The sequence below is a fragment of the Erwinia mallotivora genome (assembly GCF_000590885.1).
Classification (GTDB): Bacteria; Pseudomonadota; Gammaproteobacteria; order Enterobacterales; family Enterobacteriaceae; genus Erwinia; species Erwinia mallotivora.
Genome location: NZ_JFHN01000036.1, coordinates 20,975 through 39,993, shown reverse-complemented (window position 1 = coordinate 39,993; position 19,019 = coordinate 20,975). Strand labels below are relative to the sequence as shown.

Genomic DNA, 19,019 nt, shown 5'->3' with positions numbered 1-19,019 from the left:
AGAGGCTATGAAAACAATTTATGATTTCATCGGCATTGGCATCGGCCCGTTTAATCTGGGTCTGGCCTGCCTGAGCGAGCCGGTAGACAACCTGACCGGCGTATTTCTTGATCAAAATCCCGGCTTTGACTGGCACACCGGAATGATGCTGGAAAGCGCTCATTTGCAGACGCCTTTTATGGCCGATCTGGTTACGCTGGCCGATCCCACCAGCCCTTACAGCCTGCTCAACTACATGAAAGAGAAAGGCAAACTTTACTCTTTTTACATCCGGGAAGATTTTTTCCTGATGCGTAAAGAGTACAACCAGTACTGCCAGTGGGCGGCGGCGAAGCTGAGTAATCTGCGCTGGAATACCCGCGTTGAATACGTCAGCTACAACGAGGATGATGCCTGCTACCACGTACGCAGCGTTGACACCGTCAACGGCGCCAGTCAGCTGTGGTATGCCCGTCGCCTGGTGCTGGGCACCGGTCCGCAGGCCTGGATGCCGTCATGTTGCCGTGCGCACCGTGAACGCCTGACCCACTCCAGCGAATACCTGGTGAACAAGGCCGCGCTACAGCAGAAAAAGTCAATTACCGTGCTGGGCAGCGGTCAGAGTGCCGCAGAGATTTACTACGACCTGCTGACTGACATTGATAAATACGGTTATCAGCTTAACTGGGTCACCCGCGCGCCCCGCTTCTATCCGCTGGAATACACCAAGCTGACGCTGGAGATGACCTCGCCGGAGTGGATTGACTATTTCCACGATCTGCCGCCAGCGAAACGTGACGAGCTGAATGCCCGACACAAGAACCTGTATAAAGGCATTAACAGCAGTCTGATCAACGACATTTACGACCTGATGTACGTCAAGCGCCTTGATGGTGAGTTGAACGTCAACCTGTTCACCCATGCAGAACTGTGTGACATGCGGCGCACGCCGGACGGCGAGCTGGAGCTGTTCCTGCATCAGCAGGAACAGGGCAAAGATTTCACCCGTCGCACCGAGGGTCTGGTGGTCGCTACCGGCTACCATTATCAGCCGCCGATGTTTATTGAGGGGATCAGCAGACGCCTGCGTTGGGATGAAAAAGGCCGCTACGACGTGCAGCGTAACTACAGCATCGACCTGCACAATCAGATCTTTGTACAGAACGCCGAACTGCATACCCACGGTTTTGTCACCCCGGATCTGGGGATGGCCTGCTACCGCAATTCGGTTTTACTGCGCGAACTGGCAGGTCGGGAGGTCTACCCGATCGAACGGCAGATCGCTTTCCAGACCTTCCCGGCACAGACGGAGCGTTAAAATGACCCGGACTCCCTTATTTCGCACCACCCGCCCTGCCGGTCAGTTTACCCTGCGCCCGATGCAGGCTGAGGACGCCTTGCTGATCCACAGCTGGGTCACCCGTGATTACGCCCGCTTCTGGGGGATGCAGGACGACACGCTCGAACAGGTTGCGAGCTTTTATCAGAAGCTGACTGCCGCTAATCCCCAGGCCGCATTGATTGGTTGCTGCGATGACAAGCCGGTGTTCCTGATGGAGTTTTATCAGGCCAGCGAGGATGAGGTCGGGAAATTCTATCCGGCACAGGAAGGCGATTATGGCATGCATATTCTGATCGCCCCGGCCAACAATCCCGTGCAGCAATTCAGCTGGCAGGTGTTCACCGTGGTAATGGATTACATGTTCAGCCTGCCTGCCGTAAAACGGGTGGTGGTTGAACCGGACGTGCGTAACCAGAAAATTCACCCTCTTAACAAGCGTGCCGGATTTCGTTACCAGCACACCATTGATATGGGACACAAAACCGCGTGGCTGGCCTTCTGCCAGCGCGAAGATTACCAACACTCTCTGATGCAGGAAACGTTGACCATGAACAGTACCCATCCTCTGCTTACCGGCAGCCACCTGTCAGGCGATAACTGGGCGCAGGCTAACCGGATGTTGATCCGCAAAGCGCTGGCTGAATTTGCCCATGAACTGATTATTACTCCGACCGCGCTGGGCGATAACCGTTTCTCGGTTGCCGTTCCCGCCGGTGAAGCTGACTACCAGTTTACGGCCCGCCGCCTGGCGCTGGACCACTGGGAGATTGATGCAGACTCGCTGATCAAACAGGAGAACGGCCAGCCGCTGACGCTGGATGCGCTTCAGTTTATCGTTGAGTTCAATCAGCAGATCGGTATCCCGCAGAATCTGCTGGCAACCTACATGGAAGAGATCACCAGCACCCTGTGCAGCAGCGTGTTCAAATTGCAGAAAAACAACCCGGACAGCGCCGAACTGGTTCACGCAGATTTCCAGACCGTTGAAGCAGCGATGACCGAAGGCCATCCGTGTTTTGTCGCTAACAACGGCCGCATTGGTTTTGACGCCCGTGACTATCTGGCCTACGCCCCGGAAGCCGCCGCACCGGTAAATCTGGTATGGGTGGCGGTCCACCTGCGCAATGCCCATTTTTCCAGCCTGAGTACGCTGGATTATGAGCAGCTGATGCGCGATGAGCTGGGCCAGCCACAGATAGATGCCTTTAATCGCACGCTGTCAGATCTGGGCGTGGCAGCAGATGACTATCTGTTTATGCCGGTTCACCCCTGGCAGTGGCAGAACAAGCTGCTGACGGTGTTCGCACCGGATATTGCCAACCACGATATTATCTATCTTGGCGCGGGCGAGGATCAGTATCAGGCACAGCAGTCGATTCGTACCTTCTATAACCGCAGCCAGCCGCAAAAGCGTTATGTCAAAACCGCCCTGTCAGTGCTGAATATGGGCTTTATGCGCGGCCTGTCACCCTATTACATGGCCACCACCCCGGCAATTAACGAGTGGCTACAGACGCTGGTGGAGAAAGACGACTGGTTGCAGCGTTGTGACTTCCGCATCCTGCGTGAAGTGGCGGCGGTGGGCTATCACAACCGCTACTACGAGCGCGCCATCAGCGGCGACTCAGCCTGGAAAAAGATGTTTGCCGCCCTGTGGCGTGATAATCCGGTGGCACAACTGCCATCCGGCCAGCGGCTGATGACCATGGCTTCTTTCCTGCATGTTGATAAACATCAGCAGGCGTTGCTGCCCGCGCTGATTGCCGATTCGGGACTCGATGCTAACCAATGGATAAAGCGCTATCTGACCTGCTATCTCAGCCCGCTGCTGCACTGTTTTTACCAGTACGATCTGGTCTTTATGCCGCATGGCGAAAATCTGATTATTCAACTGGAAAACAATGTGCCGGTTGCGGCCTGGATGAAGGATATCGGCGAAGAAATTGCGGTAATGAACCCGGACGCCGTTCTGCCGGAAAAAGTACAGCGCCTGGCGGTGGACGTGCCGGAAAATCTTAAGCTGCTGTCGGTGTTTACCGATGTGTTTGACTGCATTTTCCGCTTTATCAGCGCGATCCTCGATCAGTCCGGCACCCTGCCACAGGCACAGTTCTGGCAGGCCGTCGCCGACTGCGTTAAAGAGTATCAGCAGGCACACCCACAGCTGGCGAGTAAATTTGCCCGCTATGATCTGTTCACGCCTGAATTTACCCGCTCCTGCCTGAACCGTCTGCAACTGGCCAATAATCAGCAGATGATCAATCTGGCGGACCCGGCTGAGAACCTTAAATTTGCAGGAACGCTGAGCAATCCGATTGCCGCCCTGCGTTAAAAAGCGCATTGAACCAGCATAAAACTGGTGTATGTTGACGCGGTCGCTTCGGTGACCGCGTTTTTTATTATGACAACTGCTGGAAGGAGCCTGCATGGCCTCATTTATTCCGGTGTCGGTCCTGACCCGCCGCCATCTGATTTTTCCCTTTTCACTGGTGCTTTTTGAGTTCGCCACCTATATCGCCCACGACATGATCCAGCCGGGCATGTTGCTGGTGACCAGCGAGTTTAACGTTGGGCCGGAGTGGGTTTCCACCTCGCTGACCGCTTATCTGGTTGGCGGTATTGTGCTGCAATGGCTGCTGGGGCCGCTTTCCGACAAACTGGGGCGACGTCCGGTGATGCTGGCAGGGGTGGCGTTCTTTATTCTCACCTGCTTTGCCACTCACTGGGTGCAGAATATTGAGCAGTTTATCCTGCTGCGTTTTCTTCAGGGGATCAGCCTCTGTTTTATCGGTGCCGTCGGCTACGCCGCCATTCAGGAAGCCTTTGATGAAGCGCTGAGCGTAAAAATGATGGCGCTGATGGCCAATATTGCCTTACTGGCTCCGCTGGCCGGCCCGCTGGCCGGGGCAGCCTTTCTGACCATCAGCGACTGGCGCAGTATGTTCTGGCTGTTTGGGGCAATTACCGCTGTGGCCCTGCTCGGCCTGTGGTTCACCATGCCGGAAACCTCAGGCGATCGCACCACCTCCATCTCGCTGAAATCACTGGGCAGGGGCTACGCTAAACTGCTGGCTGACCGCCAGGTGATGGGGGGTTCAATTGCCATCGGGCTGGTTACCGTTCCCTGCCTGGCCTGGGTTGCTTTGTCTCCGGTGATTCTGATCCATGATGAAGGCCTGAGTAAAATGAGCTACGCCCTGCTGCAACTGCCGGTGTTCCTGGCGATGATCGCCGGTAACCTGACCCTCGGCCGCATCGCCGGGCGTCTGCCTCTGGAGAAGCCGCTGCGCCTCGCCGCCTGGCCGGTACTGGGCGGGCTGTTGCTGGCAGCCCTTGCCACCACCCTCAGCCCACACAGTTATCTGTGGCTGACCGCCGGACTCAGCCTGTATGGCTTTGGCACCGGGCTGGTGAATGCCGGTCTGTACCGCCTGACACTCTTTTCCAGCGAGGCAGGCAAAGGGAGCGTGGCGGCGATGTTAGGCATGGTCAGTATTGTGGTGTTCGCGGGCGGGATTGAACTGGCTAAGGCGGGCTATTTTCGTGGTGGCAGCAGCTGGTTCAGTCTGGCGAATCTGCTGTGTGGCCTGCTGTGGTTCTGGCTGGTGCGGGCATTTTTGCAGGAGCGCAAGCGCCGCAGCGCCATTGTCAGCGTCGAATAATCCACCGGCGGAACCGATGTTCCGCCGGGGATAGCCAGTACGGGTTATTTTTTGCGCCAGAGATCCTTACGCCGGTAAGGCTCGATTTCACCCTCTTTACGGGTTTTTAGCAGCTTGAGTATCCAGGCATACTGTTCAGGATTTGGCCGCACAAAGTTCTCCACTTCTTCATTCATCCGGCGCGCCAGCGTGCGGTCGTCGGCATCCGGCAGATCATCCATCGGCTGGCGCAGATGTATCTCAAGCTGCTGACTGCGCGAATTATAAACCGGGAACAGCGGCACCACTCTGGCACGACAGACTTTCATCAGTCGTCCCAGCGCAGGCAGCGTGGCTTTGTAAGTGGCAAAAAAGTCGACAAACTCGCTGTGTTCCGCACCGTGGTCCTGATCGGGCAGATAATAGCCCAGATACCCCTGACGCACTGAACTGATAAAGGGCTTAATACCGTTGTCACGGGAATGCAGACGGCCACCATAGCAGCGACGAATTGCATTCCACATATAGTCCATCAGTGGATTGCGCTGATGATTAAACATCGCGGCCACTTTGTGGCCTTCCTGAGCCAGTGCCATCGCCGGAATATCCACCGCCCAGCCATGGGGCACCAAAAAAATGATGTTCTGTTTATCCGCCAGCAGGGGGTCAATAATTTCCCGGTTATGCCAGATGATACGCTGACGGGCGTGCACCGGGCGCATCGCCAGCTCAGCCATCATCACTATCGACTGTGGCGCGGTGGCAAACATCTGGTCAATAATCTTTTCCCGCTCCAGTTCAGACACTTCTGGCATACAGTAAAACAGATTAATTTGCGCACGCCGACGGGCGCTTTTGGCGACCTTTCCGGCAAAGCGCCCCAGCCCGCCCAGAAGGGGGTCGCGGACTCGGGCAGGCACCCAGGCCATTGCGGCGCAGGCCCCTATCGCCAGCCAGTTTCCCCAATATTTTGGCAGGAGAAAAGATGGCTGAAAGACCGGAATAAATTCATTGCTGCTTTTTTTGCTGTTATCCATGCACTCGCCTCAAACAATAAGCGGCTAATGATAGTGCTGGCGGGCGATTTTGCAATGCCTGCGCTGTTATGCCACTGCATTAACAGCCGTTTTCGCAGAATACGACAATGATTGCGCCCTGAAACAGGTGCACTATCGCCTGCTAACGGATGCTGATTGAAAAGGATTCTCTGCTGCGGAGCACCTCAGCAGGCCGTGGGTTTCCGCCGACAATAAAAAACCGGCAGGAGCACCCGCCGGCTGTATAAGATAAAAGTTCAGCGTTATTTGAAGTGCAACTGCGGCAAGACCTCCCGCACCTGGGCCAGATAGGTCGAGCGTTCTTTACCGGTCAGTCCTTCCATACGCGGCAGTCTGGCCGTCAGTGGGTTGACCGCCTGGTTATTGATCCAGACTTCGAAATGCAGATGCGGGCCGGTGGAGCGCCCGGTGCTGCCGGACAAACCGATGCGATCGCCGCGTTTCACCTTGTCGCCCGGACTGACCAGCAGTTTCTTCATGTGCATGTAGCGGGTCATATACTGCCGACCATGACGGATGGTGACATAGTTGCCCGCCGCACCGCTGCGTTTGGCGACGATAACTTCCCCGTCACCAATCGCCAGCACCGGCGTGCCCAGCGGTAAGGCAAAATCAACGCCTTTATGCGGCGCGATACGCCCGGTAACCGGATTGAGACGGCGTGGATTGAATTCGGAAGACACCCGATACTGACGGGTGGTTGGAAAACGCATAAAGCCCTGTGCTAACCCGGAACCGTTGCGATCGTAGAATTTCCCGTCTTCGGCACGGATGGCATAATAGTCTTTACCGCCCGAGTGCAGGCGCACCCCGGCCAGCTGACTTTGCTGGCTTTTGCCATCCAGCATTTCGCGGGACATCAGCACCGCAAACTTGTCGCCACTGCGCAGTTTGCGGAAATCCATCTGCCATTGCAGCGCCTTGATCACCGCACTGATTTCACCACTGCTCAGCCCGGCATCTCTGGCGCTGTTCACAAAGCTGCCGTTAACCGTGCCGGAGACCACGCTGTTGCGCCATTCGCCTTTCTGGATTTCCGATGAAAGTTTGAAGGTGTCGCCGGAGCGGTCATAGGTGCGGGTTTCACGACGGGAAACTTCCCACGTCATCCGTTGCAGCTGGCCGTCGTTGTTCAGCGTCCAGGAGATCTGCTGCCCGACGTTCAGGTTACGCAGTTCCTTATCTGCCTGACTCAGCTGATGGATATCTCCAGAGTCAATGCCGTATTGATTGAGAATGCTGCTGAGCGTGTCACCCGACGAGACAACATAATCGTGCGTGCCCGCTTCGTTCGGCACATCCTGATCGATTTCATCCTGGGGAACATCATCATCCGGCGGCGCGGTGTCCTGATCCAGCGGCTCACTGGCATCCGGTAGCATGGTGCGTAACTGGCTGCTGTCCAGCTCAATATTTTTAACAACGGGATTTTCGGCAACCGCCGAAGGATGGTAAATATACGGCCGCCAGACGGAGACGGCCAGTGTGGTTACGCTCAGCAAACCCAGCATGATGCGGTGGGTTCGCGGCAATGTGTTAAACGCTATGGCGACAGCGCGGGCAATCTGCTGCACTTAGTTATTCCTCTGGTCTCCTTTCAGGCAGCTCGCATACTGGCTTGACAGCTGTGAGAGGAATTTCACGTAGCTGTCCTGGCTGACAGTGATATTGGTTCCCAGCGGATCCAGCGTTCCTGAACGCACTTTGGTTCCTCTGGCAACCGCATCGATAACGGCTGGCCTGAATTGTGGCTCAGCAAAGACGCAGACGGCCTTCTGCTCAACCAACTGTGTTCGAATCTGATGTAAACGCTGAGCACCGGGCTGAATTTCAGGGTTAACGGTAAAATGTCCCGTTGGGGTCAGGCCAAAATGTTTTTCAAAACAGGTATAAGCATCGTGAAAAACGAAATAACCCTTTCCTTTTACCGGTGCAAGCTGAGTCCCTATGTGCGTATCGGCGCTGGCCAATTCTGCCTCAAAATGTCGCAGGTTCGCGTCTAGTTTGTCTCTGCTTTGCGGCATAAGTTCCAATAATTTTTCATGGATTGCAACCGCAGATTGTCTGGCTATGTCAGGGGACATCCACAGATGCATATTATATTCGCCGTGATGATGATGATGGGCTGCTTCAGCCGTGCCCTCGCCCCCCTCTTCCTGCCCATGCTCATCATCGTCGCCGCCGCGTAACAGCAGTGGTTTTACCGTCGGCAGAGCGGCCAGCTGGAGGGATTTTTGCGCCGGAAGTTGAGCCACCGCTTTCGGCATAAAGGCTTCCATTTCTGGCCCCACCCACACCACCAGATCCGCACCGCGCAGGCGTTTCAGGTCTGAAGGGCGCAGGGAATAATCATGTTCAGACGCCCCGTCGGGCAGTAACACCTCTACCGGCGTAACGCCATCGGCAATGGCTGCGGCAATAAAGCCCAGCGGCTTGACGGAAGCCACCACCGCAGCCTGAGCGGCGGTGATCGGGGCAGCGGCTAAAGCCAGGCTGCTGAGGAGGGGCAACAGCGACAATTTTTTCTGTAACATAATGATTCAGTCCATCGTGACGGGTCGATGGGGTGTGATATTATAACATTCGAAAACTTCTGCAACCCGTAATCACTATGTCATCTCTGATTAGTCTGGAAAAAATATCTGTCAATTTTGGGCAACGGAATGTCTTATCCAATGTCTCTCTGACGCTGCAATCCGGTAAAATACTCACCCTGCTGGGACCCAATGGCGCAGGCAAATCGACTCTGGTCCGCGTAGTGCTGGGATTACTTCCGGCAAGCCAGGGCAAGGTCGTTCGCGCTGACGGCCTGCCTATTGGTTATGTGCCGCAAAAGATTCACCTCGATAACACGCTGCCGCTTAGCGTTGAACGCTTTATGCAGCTGCGCGGCGGCGTGAAGCGCGCCGACATCCTGCCTGCGCTAATCAGGGTTCAGGCGGCGCAGTTGCTGAATTATCCGCTGCATAAACTCTCCGGCGGTGAGATGCAGCGTGTGCTGTTGGCCCGCGCCCTGCTCAACCAGCCGCAGCTGCTGGTGCTGGATGAGCCCACGCAGGGAGTGGATGTTAATGGTCAGGTGGCGCTGTACGATCTGATCGATCAGCTGCGTCATGAGCTGAACTGTGCGGTGCTGATTGTTTCACACGATTTGCATCTGGTGATGGCGAGAACCGATGAGGTGTTGTGTCTCAACCAGCACATCTGCTGTTCCGGCACGCCGGAAGTGGTTTCACAGCATCCGGAATTTATCTCTATGTTTGGTTCCCAGGCCGCTGGTCAGCTGGCGATTTATCGTCATCATCATAACCACCGCCACGACCTTCAGGGACGTATCGTGTTACGCAGAGGACAGGGACAGTGATTGAATTATTACTGCCCGGCTGGCTGGCCGGGTTTTTACTGACGCTGGCCGCCGGTCCGCTGGGTTCATTCGTGGTCTGGCGCAGAATGTCCTACTTTGGCGACACGCTGGCACATGCTTCCCTGCTTGGCGTTGCTTTCGGTTTACTGCTGAATATTAATCCGTTTTATGCGGTGATCGCCGTCACCCTGCTGTTATCGCTGCTGCTGGTGTGGCTGGAGCGCCGTCCACAGCTGGCGATTGATACCCTGCTGGGCATTCTCGCCCACAGCGCGCTGTCGCTGGGACTGGTGGTGGTCAGTCTGATGTCAGGCGTGCGCGTGGATCTGATGGCGTATCTGTTTGGCGATCTGCTCTCGGTTACCCCGTCAGACCTCTGGGTGATCGGCACGGGCGTGGCGCTGGTGCTGGCAGTGCTGGCGATAAACTGGCGGTCGCTGCTGGCAATGACCATCAGTCCCGATTTGGCGCAGGTGGATGGCGTTAATCTGAGCAGAGCAAGAATAGTGCTGATGCTGATCACCGCCCTCACCATCGGCGTGGCGATGAAGTTCGTTGGCGCGCTGATTATCACCTCGCTGCTGATCATTCCGGCTGCAACCGCCCGTCGCTTTGCCCGCTCTCCGGAGCAGATGGCAGGTTTCGCGGTGCTGGTGGGGATGCTTTCCGTCACCGCTGGCCTGGCGTTCTCGGCCAGTTACGATACCCCTGCTGGTCCGTCGGTGGTTCTGGCGGCCGCCCTGCTGTTTGTGCTCAGCCTGGGCAAAAAGCAGACGGTTTAATTCTGTGATGGGATCAACGCCTGTGCAGAAGATCCAGCGCTGTCAGGCCTGGGAAACGGTGCAGTGCCGGATATGCAGGTATGGCAGCCGGGAGAAAGACGTCGCTATGTCAGACGGTTAATTCTTTTTCCGGGAAAACAATAAGACGGGAAAAAATCAAGTCAACGGGCAGTTAAAGATCATCACGGAAAATATAAGGAACACCAATGATCCAGTTCCGTCCAATGCGCGAAGATGAGTATTCTGATTATCTGGAATATTTTATTGCTGATTATGCACGAGAGATTTCGTCAAATTACCGGCTGTCAGCAGGCGATTCAGAGAAAAGAGCAAAACAGGAGATTGCTGAAAGTCTTCCTGAAGGGGTAGATACACCGGGGCAGGTTTTACTCTGTTTAACCGCCAGGCTGGATAATGCAACCAGCCACGTCGGCTACCTGTGGTATAAACCCGATACGGCAATGCGTACCCTCTTCATTTACGATTTCCATATATTTCACGCCTTTCAGGGGCAGGGATTGGGGAAACAAGCTCTTCGCGCCTTTGAACAGGAAATGCAGGATAACAATTTCCAACAAATCAGGCTTCGGGTTGCCGGTGACAACGCGCGAGCCCGACATCTCTATGAAACCATTGGATTTGGTGTCACGGGAATCAACATGAGTAAAACGATAAAAGAGTGAAGGGACGGTAATCGAGCGGGATGATTTGGCGACCTGGAGTGACAGCGTTCGGTCAGCTAACCGTCGTTACCCGCTGTCACTTTTTTACCCGTCAAAACGGACCATTTCTGATGTCGATTTAGTCTTCAGTCAGCGATCAAAAAACGGCTGTCTCAGATGAAACAGCAGTATGACGCGATTAACTGACAGCCATTAGCCTGATATGAAAGCATTTGTTGTCAGCAGAAAAAAACCGCTTCGGCGATTACGCGTCCCGGCTGATACCGAAATGTTTATAGGCATGTTGTGTGGCGATACGTCCACGCGGCGTACGTTGAATAAATCCCTGCTGGATCAGATACGGCTCCAGCACGTCCTCAATGGTTTCGCGCTCTTCGCCAATCGCCGCCGCCAGGTTATCCAGCCCCACCGGGCCGCCGGTGAACTTATCGATAATCGCCAGCAGCAACTTACGATCCATATAGTCGAAACCTTCGGTATCGACATTGAGCATATCCAGCGCCCGTGCCGCCACTTCGCCGCTGAGATCGCCTGCGGCACGGACCTCGGAGAAGTCACGGACGCGGCGCAGCAGTCGGTTCGCTATGCGTGGTGTACCACGGGAGCGGCGGGCAATTTCCAGCGCGCCTTCATCACTCAAGGCCAGGCCAAGACAGGCGGCGCTGCGTGCCACAATGTGTTGCAGGTCTTCGACCTTATAGAATTCCAGCCGTTGCACAATACCAAAACGGTCGCGCAGCGGCGACGTCAGTGACCCGGCGCGGGTGGTGGCACCGATCAGCGTAAAGGGCGGCAGATCAAGTTTGATGGAGCGGGCAGCCGGGCCTTCGCCAATCATGATATCCAGCTGGTAATCTTCCATCGCCGGATACAGCACCTCTTCCACTACCGGCGACAGGCGGTGGATTTCATCGATAAACAGCACGTCGTGCGGTTCAAGATTGGTCAGCATCGCCGCCAGATCGCCCGCTTTTTCCAGTACCGGTCCGGATGTGGTACGCAGGTTCACGCCCATTTCGTTAGCAACGATATTAGCCAGCGTGGTTTTACCCAGCCCCGGCGGGCCAAAGATCAACAGGTGATCCAGCGCATCGCCACGCATTTTGGCTGCACGGATAAAGATATCCATCTGCTCACGCACCACCGGCTGACCGACATACTCAGCCAGCAGTTTGGGCCGGATGGCGCGGTCGATGACCTCTTCTTCAGATATCGTTCCCGGCGATACCAGGCGGTCGGCTTCAATCATGCTTTACCTCAGATGGCTGCGCGCAGGGCTTCACGGATTAAGGTTTCACAATCGGCGTCAGGACGGCCAACTTTGCTGATCATCCGGCTGGCTTCCTGGGGTTTATATCCCAGTGATACCAGCGCAGCAACCGCCTCGCTTTCAGTATCATTGACCGCCGCCGCAGGCTGAACCTCGCTGGTCAGCGCAAAGGGCACATCAGCGGCAAACAGATCGCCATGCATCCCTTTGAAGCGGTCTTTCATCTCCACCACCAGCCGCTCGGCGGTTTTTTTACCCACGCCGGGTAATTTCACCAGCGCCGCGATCTCTTCACGCTCCACGGCGGTGACAAACTGCTGCGCCGACATACCGGAGAGGATCGCCAGCGCCAGTTTTGGCCCGACGCCGTTTACTTTTATCAGCTCACGAAACAGCGCCCGCTCCTGTTTGCTGTTAAAACCAAACAGCAGCTGCGCATCTTCACGCACCACAAAGTGGGTAAAAACGATCGCTTCATGATTCAGCTCAGGAAGTTGATAAAAACAGGTCATCGGCATATGCACTTCATAGCCAACGCCGTTGGCTTCCAGCACCACCAGCGGCGGCTGTTTCTCCAGGATATTGCCTCTCAGACGACCAATCACGTTTGCTTCCTTCAGAAAAGATGATGTGCGGTTATACCATAAAAAAAGCTGGATGAATATCCAGCTTAGTCTGACCGGGGTGAGAAAACAGGGCGGGAATGCGGTCATCGGCAGAGGTCAGCGCAGCCGTCCTCTTGCCAGATTCAACTGCCCTTCCCCGATACGGTTAATATTCTGACTGAGATGGCAATGGGTGATGGCAATAGCCAGCGCATCCGCTGCATCCGCCTGGGGGCTGACGGAGAGTTTCAGCAACGTTTTTACCATATGCTGAACCTGGCTTTTCTCCGCGCCTCCGGTCCCGGCCACCGTTTGTTTCACCTGGCGCGCAGCGTATTCAAATACCGGCAGATCGTGATTAACCGCCGCCACAATCGCACAGCCGCGCGCCTGACCCAGCTTCAGCGCCGAATCGGCATTTTTCGCCATAAAAACCTGCTCAATGGCGAAGAAGTCCGGTTGAAACTGGGTAATTATTTCGCTGACACCGGCGTAAATCAGCTTCAGGCGCGACGGCAGATCGGTGACGTTAGTGCGAATGCAGCCACTGCCCAGCCAGCTTAACTGCCGTCCCACCTGGCGGATAACACCATAGCCTGTAATACGCGAGCCCGGATCGATACCAAGAATCACAGCCATCAGCTTTCTCCGGACAGGCGGGTTTGCGGTCGGCGCAACACCATTACAGCGTCGCCGCCACCTCATCGGAGATCTCACCGTTATGGTAGACTTCCTGCACGTCGTCGCAGTCTTCCAGCATGTCTATCAGGCGCAGCAGCTTCGGTGCGGTTTCTTCATCCATATCCGATTTGGTCGAGGGGATCATGGTGACTTCCGCTGAATCCGGGGTCAGTCCGGCGGCGATCAGCGCGTCTTTTACCTCGCCGAGCGATTCCCAGGCGGTGAACACGTCAATGGCACCATCATCATATGACATGACATCGTCGGCACCCGCTTCCAGCGCCGCATCCATCACCGTATCTTCTTCCAGACCCGGCGCGAAAGAGATTACCCCTTTGCGGGTGAACAGATAGGCTACCGAGCCATCCGTCCCCAGGTTGCCACCGGTTTTGGTAAAGGCATGGCGCACTTCGGATACGGTACGGTTGCGGTTATCGCTCAGGCACTCCACCATCACTGCCGTACCACCCGGACCATAACCTTCATAAATAATGGTTTCCATGTTGCTGTCATCATCACCACCGACGCCACGGGCAATCGCCCGGTTCATGGTGTCGCGGGTCATATTGTTGGACAGCGCTTTATCCATCGCCGCACGCAGACGCGGGTTTGAACCGGCGTCGCCCCCGCCCAGTTTTGCGGCGGTAACCAGCTCACGAATAATTTTGGTGAAAATTTTGCCGCGCTTGGCATCCTGCGCCGCTTTGCGGTGTTTGGTGTTTGCCCATTTACTGTGACCAGCCATTTTTTAATTCTCTCCTCGCCCCCCGGAGGCTTGCTGAGTGCCGGTAGCATTCGCTGGCAGCGAACACCGACCACATCGTTTACACCCGGGGGTTCAGCTAAACTCTGTCGTCCTGTCACAGACGACGACGGTTAAACATTACTGCACAAATTCTTCAATTGCCTGACGGTTACTCCACGAGCAGGTCAGCGCCGCGGCCTGCGCTGGCTTAAGCCAGCGGAAAGCGGAATGCTCACTCAGCGCAATGTCCCGCTCTGTCGGCAGCGCCAGGCTGAACCAGTGCTCACGGTTATGTGTCACGTCAGGTGCGTAGCGATGGCGGAAGTGGGCGAAGATTTCGAATTCTATCTGCCGGTGGCAATCCACCAGCTCAAGTCCTTCCGCCCGGATAGCGATCCCGGTCTCTTCCCACACTTCACGCTGCGCGGTTGCCGCGAGACTTTCGCCCGCTTCCTGGCTGCCGGTGACCGACTGCCAGAATGCCGGGTCGTCGCGCCGCTGTAACATCAGCACCCGCCCGGTATCGCGGGCGAAAATCACCACCAACACCGATACCGGATGCTTGTAAAGCATCAGTTGTTCTCTGGCGTTTCGCCAGCAGTGGACGGCTGATATTTTTTCGCCACCTCAATACCCAGTTCCGCCAGTGAGGCCGGATTCGCAAAGCTTGGTGCCTCGGTCATCAGACAGGCCGCTGCGGTGGTTTTCGGGAAGGCGATAACGTCACGAATATTGTCGGTGCCGGTCAGTAACATCACCAGCCGATCGAGGCCAAAGGCCAGTCCGGCATGGGGTGGCGTGCCGAACTTCAGCGCATCGAGCAGGAAGCCAAACTTTACACGCTGTTCCTGTTCGGTAATACCCAGAATGCCAAACACCGTCTGTTGCATCTGACCATTATGAATACGCACCGAACCGCCACCCACCTCATAGCCATTGATCACCATATCGTAGGCGTTGGCGATGGCGGTTTCCGGCGCGTTGTTCAGCTGCTCCGGCGTCATATCACGCGGTGCGGTGAATGGATGGTGCATCGCGCTCAGACCGCCTTCACCATCGCCTTCAAACATCGGGAAATCCACCACCCACAGCGGAGCCCAGCCATCGTTGCGGGTGATATTCAGGTCACGGCCCACTTTCAGCCGCAGAGCGCCTAACGCATCCGCCACCACGCTGGCGCTGTCGGCACCGAAGAAGATGCAGTCGCCGTCGCCAGCACCGGTACGCGCAAGGATACTTTCCACAATGTCCGCGCTGAGGAATTTAGCGACCGGGCTGGTGATGCCGTCCAGGGCAGCATCACGCTGGTTGACCTTCATCCAGGCCAGGCCTTTGGCACCGTAGATTTCAACAAATTTACCGTATTCATCAATCTGCTTACGGCTGAGTTGGGCACCGCCCGGCACACGCAGCGCTGCCACGCGTCCTTTCGCATCGTTGGCCGGTCCGGAGAAGACCTTAAACTCCACCTGCTGCAACAGATCGGCAACGTCCACCAGCTCCATCGGATTACGCAGGTCGGGCTTGTCGGAACCATAGCGGCGCATGGCGTCAGCAAAGGTCATCATTGGAAAATCGCCCAGGTCGATGCCTTTCTCCTGCTGCCAGAGCTGGCGAACCATGGTCTCCATCAGCGTACGCACCTGAGGTGCGGTCATAAAGGAGGTTTCCACATCGATCTGGGTGAATTCTGGCTGACGGTCGGCGCGCAGGTCTTCGTCGCGGAAACATTTCACAATCTGGTAGTAGCGATCGAAACCGGACATCATCAGCAGCTGTTTAAACAGCTGTGGGGATTGCGGCAGTGCATAAAACTTACCTTTATGTACGCGGCTGGGCACCAGGTAGTCGCGGGCCCCTTCCGGCGTCGCTTTGGTCAGCATGGGCGTTTCGATATCCAGAAAACCGTTGTCATCCATAAAACGACGGACAAAGCTGGTGATTCTGGCACGGGCTTTCAGGCGCTGGGCCATCTCCGGACGACGCAGGTCGAGATAGCGATATTTCAGACGGGCTTCTTCGCTGTTGGTCTGATTGGAATCCAGTGGCAGCGGTTCGGCACGGTTGATAATGGTCAGATCGGTAGCGAAAACCTCAATGTCACCCGTGGCCATCTCGCTGTTTTTGTTTTTCTCATCACGGGCGCGCACCAGACCGGTAAGCTGAATGCAAAATTCGTTACGCAGCTCAGAGGCCAGTTTAAACGCGTCCTGACGGTCAGGATCGAAAAAAACCTGAACGATACCTTCGCGGTCACGCATATCAATAAAGATCAGGCTTCCCAGGTCGCGGCGGCGATTAACCCAGCCACACAATGTTACCTGCTGTCCGACGTGAGACAGGTTGATCTGTCCGCAATACTCAGTACGCATAACGATATCCTTTAAACTTCGCCGCTCACCGGCAGCAGGTTGCTCTGTTCAGCCCCGGAGCGGCTGCGCTGCCGTGAAAAAAGGCGGCCATTATAATGTAAAAACCCCGGCACGATAAGAGCCACCACGCACTCTGTGTCAGTGATAATGCGCCGATCGTCTCACCTGGCCGGTTACTCACAAAAGCTAACAAATTTGCAGCCTGTCTGACATTGTGACTGCCGCCGGTTTTCAGCGATGATCGGCAGTCTTACAGCCTGTCCCACCCGGGGTTATGGTCGCCGCCCGTCCGCACACCGACAGCGCGCCGAAACCGGAACCTGCACGCAGTGGGTGAGGATATCGGGTACTGCCCGGCGCCGGAATGGCAGGTAAAACAGCCTGATGGCAGAGGCTTTTAATCATTTCGCCTTTATGACAGGAGAGATCATGCTGGAATTAACTGCGGCGTCCACCGCCCTGGTACTGATTGATTTACAGGAAGGTATCCTGCCTTTTGCTAAAGCCCCCCATAGCGCCACTGAGGTGGTGTCGCGGGCGGCGATGCTGGCAGAAAAGTTTCGCGCCGTCGGTGCGCCGGTAGTACTGGTGCGCGTTGGCTGGGCGGACGATTTTGCTGATGCACCGAAGCAACCGGTGGATGCCGCCAGCGGCGGCCCGTTACCGGATAACTGGTGGGCATGGCCTCCCGCCCTCGGCAGGCAACAGAGCGATATTCTGGTCACCAAGCATCAGTGGGGAGCATTTTATGGCACGGATCTGGAGCTGCAACTGCGCAGGCGCGGTATTGATACCCTTGTGCTGGGTGGCATATCGACCAATATCGGCGTCGAATCCACCGCCCGCAACGCCTGGGAACTGGGCTTTAAGCTGGTGATTGCTGAAGATATTTGCAGCGCAGGCAGCGAGGCGGAGCACCGCGGCAGCTTCAGCCACATCTTCCCCCGGCTGGGGCGGGTACGCTCCAGCGAACAGGTGATTGCCGCATTGTGATGCAGCCGATCAGCTAAAAGGACGTACGGGCTGTTGCCCCCGCAGGGTTGAATTGGTTACATTTCATTGCCGTTGGATCACAGGAAAGGCAAGTGAAAACCTTTTATCTCGGACTGCCGCAGTGGCAGCACCCACAATGGAAAAAGCTGGGCATCGTCACCCTGGCGGATTACGCCCGCTATTTCAACTGCGTGGAAGGGAACACCACGCTTTATGCCCTGCCACGCCCGGATATTGTCCAGCGCTGGCGGGACATGACTCATGACGATTTCCGCTTCTGTTTTAAATTTCCTGCCACCATCACTCATCAGGCAGCGCTGCGGCAGTGTGACACGCTCACCGCCGAATTTTTTGCGCTGATGGAGCCGCTGGCCGCCCGCCTGGGCCAGTACTGGCTGCAACTGCCTGCCGCCTTCAGCCCGGCCGATCTTCCCACGCTGTGGGCATTTCTTGACGGGTTGCCCGACAGTTTTCGCTACGGCGTGGAGGTTCGCCATCCGCAATTTTTTGCCAAAGGTGAAGCCGAGCAGGCGCTCAATCGCGGCCTGCACCAACGTGGGGTTAACCGGGTCGTGCTGGATACTCGTGGTGTACATGCCGCTATCCCCTCTGACGCTGCCATTATTGAGGCCCAGCGTAAAAAGCCCCGCCTGCCGGTCCATGCGGTGATGACCGCAGACCAGCCGATGGTGCGTTTTATCGGTGGTGATGATCGGCAGGCCAACCTGCGCTGGTTCCAGGCGTGGCTGGACAAGCTGCCGCAGTGGTGTGAACAGGGCCAGCCGTGGCTGTTTATTCACACGCCGGATGTGGCTTTTGCGCCTCAGCTGGTGCAATACCTGTGGCCTGCGCTGCAACAGGCCCTGCCGCAGGTGGGCGCCATGCCAGACTGGCCGCAGCAAAATTCGCTGTTCTGAGCGGGTCAACGCCCTGCCACCACTCACGGCTGCATCCGTTGCGGCTGCATTGTGTATGACAGTGCCCGCTTTCACCGCTATTATTGGCGACGGGTTTTTTTAGTGCTAAACGGAGTCAGGATGGTCAGCGCACTGTACGTGGTAACTGGAGCACTGTTTCTCATCGTGTTAACGCTTCAGGTGGTTCGTTTACGCCGCCAGTATCGGGTGGCACATGGTGACGGCGGGTTTTATGACTTGCAGATAGCAATTCGTATTCATGGCAACGCGGTGGAAACCATTCCTCTTGCTCTGTTGCTGCTGGTGATGATGGAGATGAACGGCGCGGAAATCTGGATGCTGCATCTGGTAGCTCTGCTGTTTTTTATCGGGCGCGGGCTGCACTGTTACGGTATGCGCACCAGCATTCTGCTTTGGCGCAAAAATGGCATGATGTTAACCCTGCTCTCCCTGCTGGCCATGATCATCCTCAACCTGATCTTCCTGCCGTGGGATCTGGTGCTGCCCCTGCACTGAAACAGGTAATTTCCTGGCAGAAAGGATGCACCCCACGCTGCTTTCTGCCAGAATAGCGCCTTTGCGTTTTC

Annotated in this window: 18 protein-coding genes; 9 read left to right on the top strand and 9 right to left on the bottom strand. The window is 56.1% G+C overall.

Annotated features, from left to right (window positions below; all coding sequences use genetic code 11):
* The first annotated feature begins 7 nt into the window (after window positions 1–7).
* From BG55_RS06810 to BG55_RS06800, 3 genes are all read left to right on the top strand, one after another.
* Window positions 8–1,297, top strand: coding sequence for a lysine N(6)-hydroxylase/L-ornithine N(5)-oxygenase family protein (locus tag BG55_RS06810; protein ID WP_034935834.1), 1,290 nt, complete (start codon window positions 8–10; stop codon window positions 1,295–1,297).
* A 1-nt stretch (window position 1,298) separates the two neighbouring features.
* Complete coding sequence (locus BG55_RS06805) at window positions 1,299–3,653, top strand: GNAT family N-acetyltransferase (RefSeq protein ID WP_034935831.1); 2,355 nt, start codon at window positions 1,299–1,301, stop codon at window positions 3,651–3,653.
* A 94-nt stretch (window positions 3,654–3,747) separates the two neighbouring features.
* The gene (locus BG55_RS06800) at window positions 3,748–4,983 is read left to right on the top strand and encodes an MFS transporter (protein WP_034935829.1); all 1,236 of its coding nucleotides are present in this window, start codon (window positions 3,748–3,750) and stop codon (window positions 4,981–4,983) included.
* 44 nt (window positions 4,984–5,027) lie between these two features.
* Here the strand turns inward: BG55_RS06800 and lpxM are convergent, their stop codons facing one another.
* The 3 genes from lpxM to znuA all read right to left on the bottom strand — a co-directional run bounded on the left by lpxM (window position 5,028) and on the right by znuA (window position 8,554).
* The gene (lpxM, locus tag BG55_RS06795; protein ID WP_034935827.1) at window positions 5,028–5,999 is read right to left on the bottom strand and encodes a lauroyl-Kdo(2)-lipid IV(A) myristoyltransferase; all 972 of its coding nucleotides are present in this window, start codon (window positions 5,997–5,999) and stop codon (window positions 5,028–5,030) included.
* Window positions 6,000–6,262: 263 nt separating this feature from the next.
* A complete protein-coding gene (gene mepM / locus BG55_RS06790) occupies window positions 6,263–7,594 on the bottom strand; it encodes a murein DD-endopeptidase MepM (RefSeq protein ID WP_034935825.1) in 1,332 nt (443 codons plus the stop codon).
* A complete protein-coding gene (gene znuA / locus BG55_RS06785; RefSeq protein WP_034935824.1) occupies window positions 7,595–8,554 on the bottom strand; it encodes a zinc ABC transporter substrate-binding protein ZnuA in 960 nt (319 codons plus the stop codon).
* Window positions 8,555–8,631: 77 nt separating this feature from the next.
* Here znuA and znuC point away from each other — a divergent pair, with 77 nt between their 5' ends.
* From znuC to BG55_RS06770, 3 genes are all read left to right on the top strand, one after another.
* On the top strand, window positions 8,632–9,384 hold the full coding sequence (gene znuC, locus BG55_RS06780) for a zinc ABC transporter ATP-binding protein ZnuC (protein WP_034935822.1): 753 nt from the start codon (window positions 8,632–8,634) through the stop codon (window positions 9,382–9,384).
* Window positions 9,381–10,166 (top strand): zinc ABC transporter permease subunit ZnuB, encoded by a 786-nt coding sequence (gene znuB / locus BG55_RS06775; protein WP_034935820.1) that lies wholly within the window; start codon window positions 9,381–9,383, stop codon window positions 10,164–10,166. The genes znuC and znuB overlap by 4 nt, the downstream gene beginning before the upstream one ends.
* A 206-nt stretch (window positions 10,167–10,372) precedes the next feature.
* Window positions 10,373–10,849: a GNAT family N-acetyltransferase gene (locus tag BG55_RS06770; protein WP_034935818.1), complete on the top strand. Its 477-nt coding sequence runs from the start codon at window positions 10,373–10,375 to the stop codon at window positions 10,847–10,849.
* Between the two features lie 244 nt (window positions 10,850–11,093).
* Here the strand turns inward: BG55_RS06770 and ruvB are convergent, their stop codons facing one another.
* From ruvB to aspS, 6 genes are all read right to left on the bottom strand, one after another.
* Entirely contained in the window at window positions 11,094–12,098 is a 1,005-nt protein-coding gene (ruvB, locus tag BG55_RS06765; RefSeq protein WP_034935816.1) for a Holliday junction branch migration DNA helicase RuvB, read from the bottom strand.
* An 8-nt stretch (window positions 12,099–12,106) separates the two neighbouring features.
* Complete coding sequence (gene ruvA / locus BG55_RS06760; RefSeq protein WP_034935814.1) at window positions 12,107–12,724, bottom strand: Holliday junction branch migration protein RuvA; 618 nt, start codon at window positions 12,722–12,724, stop codon at window positions 12,107–12,109.
* Window positions 12,725–12,841: 117 nt separating this feature from the next.
* On the bottom strand, window positions 12,842–13,363 hold the full coding sequence (gene ruvC, locus BG55_RS06755; protein WP_034935812.1) for a crossover junction endodeoxyribonuclease RuvC: 522 nt from the start codon (window positions 13,361–13,363) through the stop codon (window positions 12,842–12,844).
* A gap of 43 nt (window positions 13,364–13,406) precedes the next feature.
* Window positions 13,407–14,150 (bottom strand): YebC/PmpR family DNA-binding transcriptional regulator, encoded by a 744-nt coding sequence (locus tag BG55_RS06750; protein ID WP_034935809.1) that lies wholly within the window; start codon window positions 14,148–14,150, stop codon window positions 13,407–13,409.
* A 138-nt stretch (window positions 14,151–14,288) separates the two neighbouring features.
* Window positions 14,289–14,723 carry a dihydroneopterin triphosphate diphosphatase gene (gene nudB, locus BG55_RS06745; RefSeq protein WP_034935808.1) on the bottom strand — a complete coding sequence of 145 codons (435 nt, stop codon included), beginning with the start codon at window positions 14,721–14,723 and terminating at the stop codon, window positions 14,289–14,291.
* Window positions 14,723–16,522, bottom strand: a complete 1,800-nt coding sequence (gene aspS / locus BG55_RS06740; protein ID WP_034935806.1) for an aspartate--tRNA ligase — start codon at window positions 16,520–16,522, stop codon at window positions 14,723–14,725. Before aspS ends, nudB begins: the two co-directional genes overlap by 1 nt.
* A 429-nt stretch (window positions 16,523–16,951) precedes the next feature.
* Between aspS and BG55_RS06735 the strand changes: the two genes are divergently transcribed.
* The 3 genes from BG55_RS06735 (at window position 16,952) to BG55_RS06725 (ending at window position 18,948) form a co-directional block, all read left to right on the top strand.
* Complete coding sequence (locus BG55_RS06735) at window positions 16,952–17,515, top strand: hydrolase (RefSeq protein ID WP_034935805.1); 564 nt, start codon at window positions 16,952–16,954, stop codon at window positions 17,513–17,515.
* 92 nt (window positions 17,516–17,607) lie between these two features.
* Window positions 17,608–18,432 (top strand): DUF72 domain-containing protein, encoded by an 825-nt coding sequence (locus tag BG55_RS06730; RefSeq protein WP_034935802.1) that lies wholly within the window; start codon window positions 17,608–17,610, stop codon window positions 18,430–18,432.
* A gap of 120 nt (window positions 18,433–18,552) precedes the next feature.
* Window positions 18,553–18,948, top strand: coding sequence for an MAPEG family protein (locus BG55_RS06725; protein ID WP_034935800.1), 396 nt, complete (start codon window positions 18,553–18,555; stop codon window positions 18,946–18,948).
* Window positions 18,949–19,019 lie beyond the last annotated feature (71 nt).

Excerpts from the sequence above, each read along its gene's own strand:
- BG55_RS06810 (WP_034935834.1), top strand. The coding sequence starts at position 8 with ATGAAAACAATTTATGATTTCATCGGCATTGGCATCGGCCCGTTTAAT.
- BG55_RS06805 (WP_034935831.1), top strand. The coding sequence starts at position 1,299 with ATGACCCGGACTCCCTTATTTCGCACCACCCGCCCTGCCGGTCAGTTT.
- BG55_RS06800 (WP_034935829.1), top strand. The coding sequence starts at position 3,748 with ATGGCCTCATTTATTCCGGTGTCGGTCCTGACCCGCCGCCATCTGATT.
- lpxM (WP_034935827.1), bottom strand. The coding sequence starts at position 5,999 with ATGGATAACAGCAAAAAAAGCAGCAATGAATTTATTCCGGTCTTTCAG.
- znuA (WP_034935824.1), bottom strand. The coding sequence starts at position 8,554 with ATGTTACAGAAAAAATTGTCGCTGTTGCCCCTCCTCAGCAGCCTGGCT.
- znuC (WP_034935822.1), top strand. The coding sequence starts at position 8,632 with ATGTCATCTCTGATTAGTCTGGAAAAAATATCTGTCAATTTTGGGCAA.
- BG55_RS06770 (WP_034935818.1), top strand. The coding sequence starts at position 10,373 with ATGATCCAGTTCCGTCCAATGCGCGAAGATGAGTATTCTGATTATCTG.
- ruvB (WP_034935816.1), bottom strand. The coding sequence starts at position 12,098 with ATGATTGAAGCCGACCGCCTGGTATCGCCGGGAACGATATCTGAAGAA.
- ruvC (WP_034935812.1), bottom strand. The coding sequence starts at position 13,363 with ATGGCTGTGATTCTTGGTATCGATCCGGGCTCGCGTATTACAGGCTAT.
- BG55_RS06750 (WP_034935809.1), bottom strand. The coding sequence starts at position 14,150 with ATGGCTGGTCACAGTAAATGGGCAAACACCAAACACCGCAAAGCGGCG.
- nudB (WP_034935808.1), bottom strand. The coding sequence starts at position 14,723 with ATGCTTTACAAGCATCCGGTATCGGTGTTGGTGGTGATTTTCGCCCGC.
- aspS (WP_034935806.1), bottom strand. The coding sequence starts at position 16,522 with ATGCGTACTGAGTATTGCGGACAGATCAACCTGTCTCACGTCGGACAG.
- BG55_RS06735 (WP_034935805.1), top strand. The coding sequence starts at position 16,952 with ATGCTGGAATTAACTGCGGCGTCCACCGCCCTGGTACTGATTGATTTA.
- BG55_RS06725 (WP_034935800.1), top strand. The coding sequence starts at position 18,553 with ATGGTCAGCGCACTGTACGTGGTAACTGGAGCACTGTTTCTCATCGTG.